The 12,798-nt window shown below is 62.0% G+C and carries 11 protein-coding genes; 6 read left to right on the top strand and 5 right to left on the bottom strand.

What is annotated here, in order from left to right:
- Window positions 1-255: 255 nt before the first annotated feature.
- The gene (gene sugR / locus QP965_RS01175; protein WP_239277540.1) at window positions 256-1,038 is read left to right on the top strand and encodes a transcriptional regulator SugR; all 783 of its coding nucleotides are present in this window, start codon (window positions 256-258) and stop codon (window positions 1,036-1,038) included.
- Window positions 1,039-1,059: 21 nt separating this feature from the next.
- Here the strand turns inward: sugR and ptsP are convergent, their stop codons facing one another.
- Entirely contained in the window at window positions 1,060-2,748 is a 1,689-nt protein-coding gene (gene ptsP / locus QP965_RS01170) for a phosphoenolpyruvate--protein phosphotransferase (protein WP_284843867.1), read from the bottom strand.
- A gap of 198 nt (window positions 2,749-2,946) precedes the next feature.
- On the opposite strand from ptsP, the gene QP965_RS01165 reads away from it, so the two are divergent.
- Genes QP965_RS01165 through QP965_RS01155 form a run of 3 tightly spaced genes read left to right on the top strand, consistent with a single transcriptional unit; the run spans window position 2,947 to window position 6,373 of the window.
- Window positions 2,947-3,912 (top strand): 1-phosphofructokinase family hexose kinase, encoded by a 966-nt coding sequence (locus QP965_RS01165; RefSeq protein ID WP_284843866.1) that lies wholly within the window; start codon window positions 2,947-2,949, stop codon window positions 3,910-3,912.
- 13 nt (window positions 3,913-3,925) lie between these two features.
- Window positions 3,926-6,049 (top strand): PTS fructose transporter subunit IIABC, encoded by a 2,124-nt coding sequence (locus QP965_RS01160; protein WP_284843865.1) that lies wholly within the window; start codon window positions 3,926-3,928, stop codon window positions 6,047-6,049.
- Between the two features lie 54 nt (window positions 6,050-6,103).
- The gene (locus QP965_RS01155; protein WP_005325102.1) at window positions 6,104-6,373 is read left to right on the top strand and encodes an HPr family phosphocarrier protein; all 270 of its coding nucleotides are present in this window, start codon (window positions 6,104-6,106) and stop codon (window positions 6,371-6,373) included.
- 68 nt (window positions 6,374-6,441) lie between these two features.
- Here QP965_RS01155 and QP965_RS01150 read toward each other — a convergent pair whose 3' ends face one another.
- From QP965_RS01150 to hflX, 3 genes are all read right to left on the bottom strand, one after another.
- Window positions 6,442-7,431: an HNH endonuclease signature motif containing protein gene (locus QP965_RS01150; RefSeq protein ID WP_284843864.1), complete on the bottom strand. Its 990-nt coding sequence runs from the start codon at window positions 7,429-7,431 to the stop codon at window positions 6,442-6,444.
- A gap of 131 nt (window positions 7,432-7,562) precedes the next feature.
- On the bottom strand, window positions 7,563-8,843 hold the full coding sequence (locus QP965_RS01145; RefSeq protein ID WP_284843863.1) for a uracil-xanthine permease family protein: 1,281 nt from the start codon (window positions 8,841-8,843) through the stop codon (window positions 7,563-7,565).
- Between the two features lie 31 nt (window positions 8,844-8,874).
- The gene (gene hflX / locus QP965_RS01140) at window positions 8,875-10,368 is read right to left on the bottom strand and encodes a GTPase HflX (RefSeq protein ID WP_284843862.1); all 1,494 of its coding nucleotides are present in this window, start codon (window positions 10,366-10,368) and stop codon (window positions 8,875-8,877) included.
- Between the two features lie 75 nt (window positions 10,369-10,443).
- Here hflX and QP965_RS01135 point away from each other — a divergent pair, with 75 nt between their 5' ends.
- Complete coding sequence (locus QP965_RS01135) at window positions 10,444-11,241, top strand: hypothetical protein (protein ID WP_284814122.1); 798 nt, start codon at window positions 10,444-10,446, stop codon at window positions 11,239-11,241.
- 36 nt (window positions 11,242-11,277) lie between these two features.
- The gene (locus QP965_RS01130) at window positions 11,278-11,889 is read left to right on the top strand and encodes a hypothetical protein (RefSeq protein ID WP_502869223.1); all 612 of its coding nucleotides are present in this window, start codon (window positions 11,278-11,280) and stop codon (window positions 11,887-11,889) included.
- A gap of 46 nt (window positions 11,890-11,935) precedes the next feature.
- On the opposite strand, the gene dapF is transcribed toward QP965_RS01130, so the two are convergent.
- Window positions 11,936-12,796: a diaminopimelate epimerase gene (gene dapF, locus QP965_RS01125; RefSeq protein ID WP_284843860.1), complete on the bottom strand. Its 861-nt coding sequence runs from the start codon at window positions 12,794-12,796 to the stop codon at window positions 11,936-11,938.
- Between the last annotated feature and the right edge of the window lie 2 nt (window positions 12,797-12,798).

Genomic DNA, 12,798 nt, shown 5'->3' with positions numbered 1-12,798 from the left:
CCCATTTTGGCTCTATTTCGGACCCGGACACCAAAAGAGACGAAAATCCCACTTTCCCACTTTTCCTGATAACCAGGCATTTCAAGGTACCGGCTCTAAAATGCAGCTGTGCAAGTTTTTGCTTTAGTCCGTTTATTCCCGATTTTTGAGACAATAGACTAAGCAAAACAATATCGCCGGATTTTCACTTCCGCATAAAATGGCAATTTTTACCCCCGCGCCATGACGCGATGTCTCTAGATTCAAGGAGGAATCATGTACGCAGAAGAGCGGCGTCGCCAAATTGCTTCCCTCACCGCCGTTGAAGGCCGCGTCAACGTCACTGAGCTCTCAGAACGCTTCGAAGTTACGGCCGAGACCATTCGCCGCGACCTTGCGGTGCTTGACCGTGAGGGTGTCGTCCATCGCGTGCATGGCGGCGCAGTAGCCTCCCAAACCTTCCAGACCGCGGAGCTTACCCTGGATACCCGCCAGAGGTCCGCCTCCGGCGCAAAAGCGGCTATCGCCCGCGCGGCCCTTGATTTTCTCCCCCACGGCGGCGGCAGTGTTTTCTTGGACGCAGGCACCACCATCAATGCATTCGCGGAGCTCATTGGACAGCAATACCCGCAGGCGCAGTTCAATATTGTCTCCAATAGCTTGCCTATTGCCCTGTCGCTAGCGGGCAATGGCGTGCCTGACGTCCAGCTACTTGGCGGTACGGTCCGCGCGATTACCCAGGCCGTCGTTGGCGATACCGCACTGCGCACCCTAGCTTTGATGCGTGCCGACGTCGCCTTTATCGGCACCAATGCCCTCACCCTAGACCATGGCTTGTCGACGGCCGACTCCCAAGAGGCAGCCATCAAATCCGCCTTCGTCACCAATGCCCACAAGGTAGTGGTCATGTGTGACTCCAGCAAGCTGGGCAATGACTACCTTGTAAGTTTCGCCTCTGCCGCCGATATCGACGTCGTCATTACTGACGCTGCTGCCCCCGATTCCTTCGTGGAAGCGTTGCGCGAGCGCGAAATTGAGGTCGTGCTCGCCAGCGAATAATCCCCCGATCCTTCGCCTACTTTAGGCGAAGGACTCCATGCGTTCGACCACTGCGGTACGGGCAGCGTCAGGGCTTTCCGCATCCAATGCCACCTCGGCAAGCTGCTGGCACTGTTCCAAGGTAACTTCTGCCAGCTGTGCACCGACGCCCGCTACCGCCGTCGACGCTGCGGATAGCGAATTTACGCCCAAGCCGGTAAGCACGCAGGCCAACATCGGGTCGGCTGCCGCCTCACCGCAGACGCCAACCGCAACGTTATTAGCTTGGCCCACGATGCAAGTGTGCTGAATGAGTCGCAGGACAGCCGGCTGCCACGGGTCGGTCAGGTAGGCCAGCTGTGGAGACAAGCGGTCCGCAGCCATCGTGTACTGAGTCAGGTCATTGGTGCCGATGGACACGAAATCAAGGTGCGGCATGATTTTATCCGCCATAAGCGCTGCGGCCGGAACCTCAATCATGGCGCCAGCAGTCAGGCCGCGCTCGCGGCACAGGCTAGCAAACCACTGGGCCTCGGTAGAGGTGGCAACCATAGGAGCCATCACCCAAGTCGATGCTTTGTCATCGCGAGCCGCAGCCGCCTGCGCAATCGCATCCAGCTGGCGGGTCAGCAAAGCCTCATTATCGCGTGCAATACGCAGGCCACGAACACCCAATGCTGGGTTTTCCTCGGAGCTTAGCGTGGCATAAGAGATAGGCTTATCGGATCCGGCATCCAGCGTACGCACGACAACCTTTGACTCAGGAAAGGCATTAAAAACCTTGCCGTAAATCTTTGCCTGCTCGTCCACGCTCGGCTCTTCACTAGCCGAGAGGAAGGACAGCTCCGTGCGGTAGAGACCAATGCCCTCTGCTTGGGAATCCGAAGCAATGCGGGCGGCGTTGCCATCAGCGACGTTGGCAAGCAGCTGCACGCGATGGCCGTCCTTGGTTTCAGCCGGGCCGCGCCACTGGGCAACGCGTGCTGCACGCTCGCGATATTCGGCCACAGCCTTTGTGGAAGCCTCTGCGTCGGCCCCAAGAGTGACGGCACCCACTGCACCATCGACGAATACCAGCGTGCCGCTTTCAATATCGCTAAGCGCGGCGCCCACAGCAACGATGCATGGAATATCCAGCTGGCGGGCGATAATGGCCGTATGGCTGGTAGGTCCCCCCAGCTCGGTGACAAGGGCCTTGATGTGCTTGGTATCCAGCGTCGCGGTATCGGCCGGGGCCAAGTCATCCGCGAAGAGCACGGCCTCGCCGTCTACGAGCGGCAGCCCCGGCTCGTCCTCGCCGCGCAGCTCTGCGATTACGCGGTCGCGCACGTCCTTTAAGTCAGTGGTGCGCTCGGCCATCACGCCGCCGGCGGCCTCGAACATGGTGACAAACTTATCGGTGGCGCCGACAGTAGCGAACTCCGCATCCTGGCCGGTGCGGATGTTTTTGCGCACGGCTTTGTGCCAGCCACGGTCCTTGACCATGCCGGCCGTTGCGGTCAGAACTTCCGCAGCCTGGCCTTCTGCGGCAGCAGCTCGCTGCTCCAAACGGCCAGCGACAGTATCTACGGCCGCAAGGAAGCGGTCGTATTCAACATCACTCGCTTGCTCTGGGTCGATGCTTCCCTCGGTAGGCAGGGCGGGGCGAGGGCGGACCCACACGGCTTCGGCGTAGGCGACTCCGGCAACGACACCGGTTCCTTTGATTGTGGACTCAGACGCGTTTTCCATGAGCGTACTTCCTTCGAAGATAGCGGTTTATTAACTTCCAGAACACCACAAATCGGATAGAAAAGCAATGTATACCACAGGAATTCTGTTGACTTTCGGACACAATCGGACAAGAATCAACATTAAGGGCGGGCCATGCCCGTACCGTTCTCTCCAACGGCGTTCGGCCCCCAATATACAACCTGCGAAAGGGACGACTTGATTCTCACGCTGACCCCCAATCCCAGTATCGACGCCACCCTTGTGCTCAGAGAGCCATTGACCTCCGGTGATGTCCACCGCGCCAGCGAGGTCACACAGGTTGCTGGCGGCAAGGGTGTCAACGTCACCCATGCCGTGCACTTGGCCGGCGAGCAATCCTTGGCTCTTTTCCCAGCCCACGACTCCGATTCTTTCCTGAATCTCATTCACTCGGCTGGGCTGCCTTCCTCTGCTATCCCCATGGACGGCGCAGTTCGCGTCAATACCACCATCACTGAGCCTGATGGCACCACCACCAAGGTCAACGGTCCAGGCCCTGCGCTTTCCGACGCCGACTCCCACGCCATTACCTCCGAGCTCACCGCCCGCGCCCTTGCCTCCGACTGGGTGGTTCTAGCCGGCTCGCTGCCGCGTGGCGTAGATACCGATTGGTATTGCGACCTCATCTCCGCGGTTCGCTCGGCCGCACCACAGGCCCGCATTGCCGTCGATACATCCGATGCTCCAATGCAGGCCATTGGCGAAAACCTCAATTCTGCTGCGCCGGATCTCATTAAGCCGAACGGCCTAGAGCTCGGCCAGCTCACCGGAACCGACGGCCGCGAACTGGAAGACCAGGCCGCGCGCGGCGAGTACTCAGGGGTTGTTCGGGCGGCCCGAGACGTCGTCAAGCAGGGCATCGCAGAAGTACTCGTCACCCTTGGCGGTGCCGGCGCGGTGCTGGTTACCGCGGACGGCGCTTGGGCTGCAACTCCCCCGCCAGCAACGGTGAAATCCACCGTAGGCGCCGGTGACGCCGCGCTCGCCGGATACCTCCTCGGCCGCACCGCCGGTAAGTCGCCGGCCGATAGCCTTGCGCAGTCGGTGGCCTACGGAACTGCGGCTGCATCCAAACAAGGCACCCAATTCCCTCGCCCAGAAGAACTCGATATCGCACATACCCCCGTACAATCGCTAGCCTAAGGAGTGCCTAATCATGGCTTCCGACCTCATCACTACCGACCTAGTCGCGCTCGACGCCGACTTCGGCGACAGCGTTGACTCCGTTATTACCAACCTGGCCACGCTAGTCCATGACACCGGCCGAGCCACCGACATCGCCGGCTTGGCCCAGCCCGCCATCGACCGCGAGGCCAAGGCCGGTACCGGCGTCCCTGGCGGAGTCGCCATTCCGCACTGCCGCTCCGAGGCAGTGACCGAACCCACCCTCGCATTCGCCCGCCTGAGCCGTGGCGTGGATTTCTCCGGCCCTGACGGTGACGCCCAGCTGGTCTTCCTCATCGCTGCTCCGGCCGGCGGCGGCAAAGCCCACTTGAAGATTTTGTCCAAGTTGGCCCGCGCTCTAGTGCGCAAGGACTTCCTCGAGTCCCTGCGCAACGCGCCCACCAAGGAAGAAATCGTTCGGCTTGTGCTGGAGGTAGTTAATGCCGAAAAGCCGAAGAAGAAGCCAGCCGAGGAACCGGCCACCCAAGGCGCTGCTGCCGGCACTGCCGCAACCGGTGCCGCCGCCGGCACCGCCGGCTCCTCCGCCACCGCGTCCTCGGCCGCAACCCCTACCAACGCAGAACCTTCGACCGATGTCACCCGCATCGTGGCCATCACTGCCTGCCCCACCGGCATCGCCCACACCTACATGGCGGCCGACGCCCTCACCCAAACCGCGGCCGAGCGTGATGACGTATCTCTGACTGTTGAGACGCAGGGCTCGTCTAATAATGAGTCTGTCTCCCAATCCACGATCGACGCGGCCGATGCGGTCATCTTCGCCACGGACGTCGGCGTGCGCGACCGCGAACGCTTCGCCGGCAAGCCGGTTATCGAGTCTGGAGTCAAACGCGCCATCAATGAACCTGGCACGATGCTCGACGAGGCGATCGCAGCCGCGCACAACCCCCACGCGCACAAGGTCTCCGGCACTGCTACCCGCGCCGATGCGGAAGAAGAAGACAAGTCTCTTGGTTGGGGCAAGCGCATCCAGCAAGCCATTATGACCGGCGTGTCTTATATGGTCCCGTTCGTTGCGGCCGGTGGTCTGCTGCTCGCCCTCGGCTTCCTTTTCGGTGGCGCCGATATGGCAAATGGTTGGCAGACACTATCGACGGAGTTTTCGCTCGGCAACCTCCCCGGCCATGACGTGACCGTTGACGGCGAACTCATGCACTTCGAGCGCTCCGGGTTCTTGCTCTATCTCGGCGCTGTTCTCTTCGCCGTAGGCCAAGCGGCAATGGGCTTCATCGTCGCTGCGCTGTCGGGCTACATCGCCTTTGCGCTGGCTGGCCGTCCGGGCATTGCTCCGGGCTTCACAGGCGGAGCGATCGCAGTTACCTTGGGCGCTGGATTCATCGGCGGCCTAGTTACTGGCCTGCTGGCAGGCTTCATCGCGATGTGGATTGGCAACTGGAAGGTACCGCGTTGGCTAGGCTCGCTCATGCCGGTTGTCATTATTCCGCTGCTGACATCGTTGGTTGTCGGTCTCGCCATGTACCTGGCACTCGGCATACCGCTGGCAAACCTCATGGAAGGCCTGCAAAATTGGCTATCGTCCATGTCCGGTTCTTCGGCTGTATTGCTGGGTATCATTCTCGGCCTGATGATGTGCTTCGACTTGGGCGGCCCAGTTAATAAGGCGGCCTACCTCTTCGCCACGGCCGGACTGTCTACCGGCGACGAATCCTCCATGCAGATCATGGCCGCCGTCATGGCGTCCGGCATGGTCGCACCAATTGCGCTGTCGCTGGCTACGTTTATCCGCAAGTCGCTGTTTACACCGGCCGAGCAGGAGAACGGCAAGTCCGCCTGGCTGCTGGGTCTGTCCTTCGTCTCGGAGGGTGCCATCCCGTTTGCGGCGGCCGATCCTTTCCGCGTCATCCCTTCGATGATGGCCGGCGGCGCGGTGACGGGCGCGATTTCGATGGCCCTGTCGGTCGGTTCCCGTGCCCCGCACGGCGGCGTGTTCGTCTTCTTCGCCATCGACCCGTTCTGGGGCTACCTCGTGGCCATCGCAGCCGGCGTGGTTGTCTCCACTGCGGCGGTGCTGGCGATGAAGCAGTTCTGGCCTAATAAGGCCGTCGAAGAAGCCGCCCAGAACGTGGCAGTATAAACCAAACACTCGTACACTGGATTGTAAAAATCCCCGTAAGAAAGGATATTTTCCATGGCTTCCAAGACTGTAAAGGTTGGCTCCTCTGTAGGCCTGCACGCACGTCCTGCATCTATTATCGCGGACGCTGCCGGCGAGTTCGATGAGGATATCTTCCTCAACCTGGTCGGCGATGATGATGAGGATGAGACCGATGCGGCCTCTTCCCTGATGATCATGGCTCTTGGCGCAGAACAGGGCGATGAGGTTACCGTTACCTCCGAAAACGAAGAAGCAGTGGAAAAGATTGCTGCTCTCATCGAGAAGGACCTGGACGCTTCCTAAGCCCTAAAACGGTTCGGCTCTAGGCTCCCCACCCTTGCGGTGGGGAGCTTTTCGCTTGCCGACGCCACCTATCCCCACGGTGGCACCCACGTCACCTGCCCGCGCACGCGGGCTAGCCGGCCACGGCGCGGCGGGGCGTTGGGGTCATCGTCATTGACGCCGTTGTGATAGGGACAGCATGTTGCAAGGTTCGCAGCGTTGGTCTCGCCGCCATGCTTCCAGGCTTTGAGGTGGTGAATCTGGCACTTGTCGGCGGGATAGTTACAGCTCTCCCACGGGCATACCGGGTTGACCGCAGCCGCCATGAGCCGCTGCTTGTCGTTGGCCAAGCGCGAGGTCCGGTAGAGGTTGACCGGCCCCTCGTGAGGATGGACGAGCGTGACATAGCCGTGGTCGCTCAGTGTCCGCGCGACAAGCTCCGCTCCGGTGATTCGAGCGCCGTTGGTGAGTTGGAGGGTGATTTCCTCGCCGCCTCCGTCTACTACGCGGTCGAGCTCGTCGAGGGTGAGAACCACCTGAGTCGTCACCGTCGCCCGCGTCGCATTCGCCTTGCCAAAGAAGAGGTCTTTGGCAGATTCCAGGGGCTTATTGGCATCCAATGCAGCGTGCATATCCGCCACATCGGCTGAATCCCCGGTAATAGTCAGTGACCACGGACCGCCGGAGCGGCGGGTAAGGCGCACTCCCTTTTCGGGCGCGCGGCGAGGTCGCAGTTCGCGTACCAAAGCGCGGGCACGCTTTTCCAAGGCGGTGGCGCTGCCGCGAAAGGCACACAGCTCGGTGCGTAGGGTCCAGGCGTCGCGCTGCGTCGGCAAGCGCAAGGCGTATTTTTCAATCAGCAATAGCACGTCAAGGGAATGCCTAGTCTGCCGCGCCGCTCGCTGTTTGGCAGCAAAGCCGCACCGGCCGAAGTAGGTATCGCATAGACGCAGCAGGTCGCGCGCGGCTATGTCAGAGGCACCCCGCGCGATGAGCTCGCGATCGCTAAGCCCTTGAACGGCGGCGACAATGTCCATGCCGGCGTTCACTGCGTTTAGATATGCATCCAATGCGGTCATGCTGCTAAGTTAAATAGACCCCGCACGCCTAAGCGAGCCGCATACCGGCGCGCTGTGGATAACCCGCGTTGCTCCGTCAACAACGCTGCCCGCCGCGGGCGCGCGACGGGCAGTTATCCACAGGTGGAAAATTAGTACTTGGCGCCGTGCCCCTCGCCGACGGAATCGTAAAGCTTTTTCATAATCGGATAGGCCACGATGATGCCTACGGAGCCCCACGCAATGCCCTCGAGGGAAACCCCACCCACGGTGAGGGTCAGGTTGCCGATGCCCGCGATAAGCGCCACCGCGGCCGCAGTCAGGTTGACCGGGTTATTGAAATTAACCTTATTATCCATCCAGATGCGCACACCCAGCATGCCGATGAGTCCATACAGCACGATACAGGCGCCGCCCAGAACGCCGGTCGGGATGGTGAAAATCAGCGCACCAAACTTCGGCACGAAGGCCAAAAGGATGGCGGTAAAGGCCGCCACCCAGTAGGCGGCGGTGGAATATACACGGGTTGCGGCCATCACGCCGATATTCTCGGCGTAGGTCGTGGTACCGGAGCCGCCGAAGCCGCCAGCAAGGGTGGACGCAAGGCCATCGGCGATCAGCGCGTCACCGGCCAGGTCATCGATATCGCGCTTGGTCATCTCGGAGACGGCCTTGACGTGGCCGACGTTTTCCGCGATGAGTACCACCAGCACGGGAAGCGCCACGGCAATGGCGGAGACGTTGAAAGAAGGCGCGTGGAATTCCGGCAGGCCTACCCACGGGGCGGCATCGATGGCCGCGACGGCGTCATCGCCGAGGTTGCCGGTCAGCGCAGCGAAGACCCAGCCGACGACCACGCCGAGCAAGATGGATAGGCGCGAGACCATACCGCGGCCGGCGACGGTGGCCAGCAGGATGACGAGCAGCGTCACCGCGGCCACGAGCGGTTGGGAGGCGAAGTTCTCGGCCGCATTCGGCGCTAGGTTCAGGCCGATGAGGGCCACGATTGCACCGGTGACGGCCGGCGGCATGACGGCATCAAGCACGCGGCGGCCGGCGATTTTGACTGCCACACCCACCGCAGCCAAGACGAGGCCGGTGACCAAAATGGAGCCCGCCTGCGCGGCGATTCCGTACTGCTGCGACGCCGAAAGCGGCGCGATGAACGCGAACGAGGAGCCGAGGTAGGACGGCAACCGGTTGCGCGTGATAAGCAGGAACAAAATGGTGCCGAGGCCGGAAAAGAGCAGCGTCGTATTGACGGGGAATCCGGTCAGGGTAGGAACCAACAGCGTAGCGCCGAACATGGCCACCACGTGCTGCATTCCGATGCCGATGGTTCGGCCCCAGCTGAGTCGTTCTTCCGGCGCTACGACCGCGCCCGGTGCAATCCTTTTACCGTCTCCGTGGACGGTCCAACCTTTTAAGCTCACGAGCCTTAATTATGGATCACCCAGGCTGGTTTTAGGAAACTTCCTCCACGATGAATTCGGCAAGTTCGCGGGCGGTGGGTGCGGGAAGGCGGACGTCGACAAGCGTGCCATCGGCCGTGTACTCCTCGTGGCGCACCGTGCCCTCGGCGTGTACGCGGGCCACCACATCGCCGCGGGTGAAGGGAACCTGCAGCTTGACGTGGCTATCGCGGGAGTTGAGGAAAAGCTCCACGCGCGCGGTAAGCTCGTCGATTCCCTCGCCCGTGCGCGCGGATACGTAGACGACGTCCTCGTGGTCGAGTACGTGACGCAGCTCGGCGAGCACTAGCGGGTCGGCTTGGTCGATCTTATTGATCACGATGATCTCGGGCGGGGCCTGCTCCCCAGTTTCCGCGACAATGTCATAGATGACCTGGTTGACGGCCTCAATCTGCTTGAGCGGGAATGGGTCAGAGCCATCGACCACGTGCAACATGATATCGGCGGCCAGCACCTCTTCCAGGGTGGATTTGAAGGCTTCGACCAGCTGCGTGGGCAGGTGGCGGACAAAGCCGACGGTGTCGGTGAATACGACCTGGCGGCCGTCGGCAAGCGTGGCACGGCGAGTGGTGGGGTCCAAGGTGGCAAAGAGTGCGTCCTCCACCAGCACGCCGGCGCCGGTCATGGCGTTAATGAGCGAGGACTTTCCGGCGTTGGTGTAGCCGGCAATGGCTATCTGCGCGATGGTCGAGCGCTGACGCTTGGAACGCTTGACCTCACGGGCGGTCTTCATAGCGCGCAGCTCCTTGCGCAGCCGGGCCATCTCCGTGCGGATGCGGCGGCGGTCCGTCTCAATCTTGGTCTCACCGGGACCGCGCAGGCCAACGCCACCGTTGGAGCCGGCGCGGCCGCCCGCCTGGCGCGAAAGGTTGCCGCCCCAACCACGGGTATGGGTGTAGAGGTATTCCAGCTGTGCCAAGGAGACCTGCGCCTTGCCCTCTTTGGACTTGGCGTGCTGGGCAAAGATGTCAAGGATGAGCATCGTGCGGTCAATGACCTTGGTGTTAAGCGCGCGCTCGAGAGCGGTGAGCTGGCCAGGATTGAGCTCGCCATCGCATACCACGGTATCGGCGCCGGTGGCCTCGACGATGTCGCGCAATTCCTTGACCTTGCCGGAGCCGATGAAGGTGCCGGAATCCGGCTTATCGCGCTTTTGGTAGATCATCTCCACTACTTCGGCGCCGGCGGTCTCGGTCAGCGCCGCGAGCTCGTCCATGGTGGCTTCGACTTCGGCCACGGTGCCTTCGGTCCACACGCCAACCAGGATGACGCGCTCGAGGCGCAGCTTTCGATACTCCACCTCATAGCCATCGGTGGTGTCTTCGGCGCGGATGGTGGTCTCACGGGTGACGCGGCGGAAGGCGTTGCGCTCTGCCAGGTCAAGGTCACCGGTGGTGGGCGTCGCCTCTGGTACGGCCGGGGCGTCATTATCGCGGAACGCGCGGGCGAGGAGATCGTCGTTATTGTGCTGGGAAAATTCGGTCATACTACCTTTCATTTTGGCATGTTGCGGCCGAAAGCGGGAATTGCGGATTCTTAGCTGGCTGCGCAAGGCGATACAATGGCGGGCATGAACGTTAAGGACACTGGGGCTAAGCAGAATACCGAGATGCAGGCCATTGGCCTCAATTTCGAACGATGGCAGGATGCCGTCGAGGCCGCTATCGCTAGCGATCGCTTAGCCGTTACCGGCGAGGTACGCGGTGGTCAGCTGATTCAGTTCACCGATCCATCGGGCGCGCAGCTCAATATCCTCGCGGTGGAACCTTTTGCTACTTTCATTGGCTTCAATGCCGTTACGCAGGGGTTCGCCCACGTGGAAATGGTCAACGATGTTCTCGCGCTGCTGGAGATTATCGATCCTTTCGGCACCACCATCGCCCAAGCCACCGCGAACTTGGCGCAGGGGCCTTTGCTTGCCGACGAACCCTTGCAACAGTGGCAGCAAATCTCCCTCACCGCCATGGGCCTCGATATCCGCACCTACGAGTCTGCCGATGCCTATGAGGCGGCCGAGGGCGAATTCCCGGCGCTCTTTGAGTCCGCGGGGGCGAAGGTAATTTCCTCCGGGTCTGGCGCGGAGGTTCCTACCCCGGCCGCTACCTTTGCGGCCCGCGTCATGGAATCCGAGTGGCGTACCAATGAGCTCACCGGCGAGAAATTCGCCCACCTCGTCATGGATGGCCTCTTCCCCTTCGATCTCTGCCTGCCTGCAGGCAGAGATGAGCTGCCTGCCAAGGACTCTATCGTGGCCGGCACCGCCCTGCTGACGGCTTCTATTGAAATGCCCAGCGGTGGCTGCGGCGACGGCGCTGGCTGCGGTTGTGGTTCCGGAGGCTGTGGCTGCGGCGGCCACTAAGAGTTGACGCAAAGGTCTGGTGGAATAGCTGTGTGGATGCCTTTCCCGGAAAATGCGAGGAACCGGCGCGTGCTGGTTCTCGCGCTAATCCTGGTGGGATCAGTGGCGGTTGTGGCAACCCTGAAACTTCCCGGGGTTTTCATCGCGGCACTACTTATCGCGGCGGCACTGCTTATGCTCCACGCACGGCCGGATGCCTCGGAGCAGGCGGCGCTGCGCAGCTCTATTCGGCTCTCTGCCGAAGATATTGAGGACGTCTTGGCGGAGTACGAAGACTTCCGGTCCTCCGAGGCGGCCGAGAAGATCGCGGACCGCACGCTCTACCGGCCGGCGCTTTTAGATCTGGATTGCTCCGACCCCACCATCGAAGCCTTCCACTATGAAATTTCGGGCGCCCGACGGTTCCTGCGCCGGTTGAACCTGCGCGTCAACGCGGAAGAGGTCAGCACCAACGAGCTGGAGTCCTTGCTGAAGGTGACCGATGGACGGGCTCGCGAGCTCAAGGAAACATGGCTATCGGCCCGCCGCGCCGCTTTTGCGCTCGGGCCGAAGTATGAAAAGAACGAAGTAAAAAATCGCGCCCTGCGCCGCCAAGCCCTCGAAGAGCAAGCATTCGAGGAAGAGGAAGGCGAAGGACGCAGCGCCTAAGCACTCACCGTGTACCGCGCACCGCGCGCGTCGGGCCCGACGCGGTCTAAAGGGAGGTCTCACCGGTGGCGACGATCGCGGACGGGCCGGTCAAGCGCGAGCCGCCCTCGTAGATGTCCACTGTTACTTCCCCACCGGGGACGTGTACGTGCACGGTACCGTGAGGGGTGGTGGTGTGGTCAACGGCGGCGTCGGCAAGCGCGGCGGTCGCGGCCGCCACAGTGCCGGTGCCGCAGGAGCGGGTCTCTCCTACCCCGCGCTCAAAGACGCGCATGTGCACGTGGCCATCACGCAGCGGGGTCACGACCTCAACATTCACGCCGGCGGGGAAGAAAGAATCATCAATGATGGGCTGCTCGAAAGTCTTGGCTGCAAGGCCCTCGGCGTCCAGTCCCGGCACCACGGCCGCGAGGTGCGGATTGCCCATGTCAACGCCTAGACCGGCGTAGCTCTCCCCGGCCATAGACGCGGTGGATACACCCGTTACTTCGGCCGGTCCCATCTCCACGGTGACCTCAGCCGCATGCGCATCACACGAGTGCACCGTCACGCGCTTGGCGCCGGCGCGGGTACCGATGGTGAACTCGTCTTCTTCCACGAGGCCGCGCGAGCGCAGCCAGTGGGCGAAAACGCGGGTACCGTTGCCGCACATTTCGGCCACGGAACCGTCAGCGTTGCGATAGTCCATGAACCAGTCAGTGGGCGCGATGCCCTCGGCCAGCGACTCGATTTCCCCAGCCGCGAGCAAGGCCTCGGCGCGCACGACGCGCAGCAATCCGTCGCCGCCGATACCGGCGCGGCGATTACACAGCGCCGCTACGCGCTCGGGGGCAAGCGGCGTGGTGGCCGCGTGGTCTTCGACGATGACGAAGTCGTTCTCAGTTCCATGACCCTTGGCAAATTTCATGC

This window comes from Corynebacterium sp. MSK074, from assembly GCF_030229735.1.
Taxonomy (GTDB): domain Bacteria; phylum Actinomycetota; class Actinomycetes; order Mycobacteriales; family Mycobacteriaceae; genus Corynebacterium.
This window is presented reverse-complemented; position numbering and strand designations above follow the sequence as displayed.

Bases quoted from the DNA above. Each gene is read 5' to 3' on its own strand.
- QP965_RS01130 (WP_502869223.1), top strand. From the start codon at position 11,278: ATGCCTTTCCCGGAAAATGCGAGGAACCGGCGCGTGCTGGTTCTCGCG.
- sugR (WP_239277540.1), top strand. From the start codon at position 256: ATGTACGCAGAAGAGCGGCGTCGCCAAATTGCTTCCCTCACCGCCGTT.
- QP965_RS01160 (WP_284843865.1), top strand. From the start codon at position 3,926: ATGGCTTCCGACCTCATCACTACCGACCTAGTCGCGCTCGACGCCGAC.
- hflX (WP_284843862.1), bottom strand. From the start codon at position 10,368: ATGACCGAATTTTCCCAGCACAATAACGACGATCTCCTCGCCCGCGCG.
- QP965_RS01155 (WP_005325102.1), top strand. From the start codon at position 6,104: ATGGCTTCCAAGACTGTAAAGGTTGGCTCCTCTGTAGGCCTGCACGCA.
- QP965_RS01135 (WP_284814122.1), top strand. From the start codon at position 10,444: ATGGCGGGCATGAACGTTAAGGACACTGGGGCTAAGCAGAATACCGAG.
- dapF (WP_284843860.1), bottom strand. From the start codon at position 12,796: ATGAAATTTGCCAAGGGTCATGGAACTGAGAACGACTTCGTCATCGTC.
- ptsP (WP_284843867.1), bottom strand. From the start codon at position 2,748: ATGGAAAACGCGTCTGAGTCCACAATCAAAGGAACCGGTGTCGTTGCC.
- QP965_RS01150 (WP_284843864.1), bottom strand. From the start codon at position 7,431: ATGACCGCATTGGATGCATATCTAAACGCAGTGAACGCCGGCATGGAC.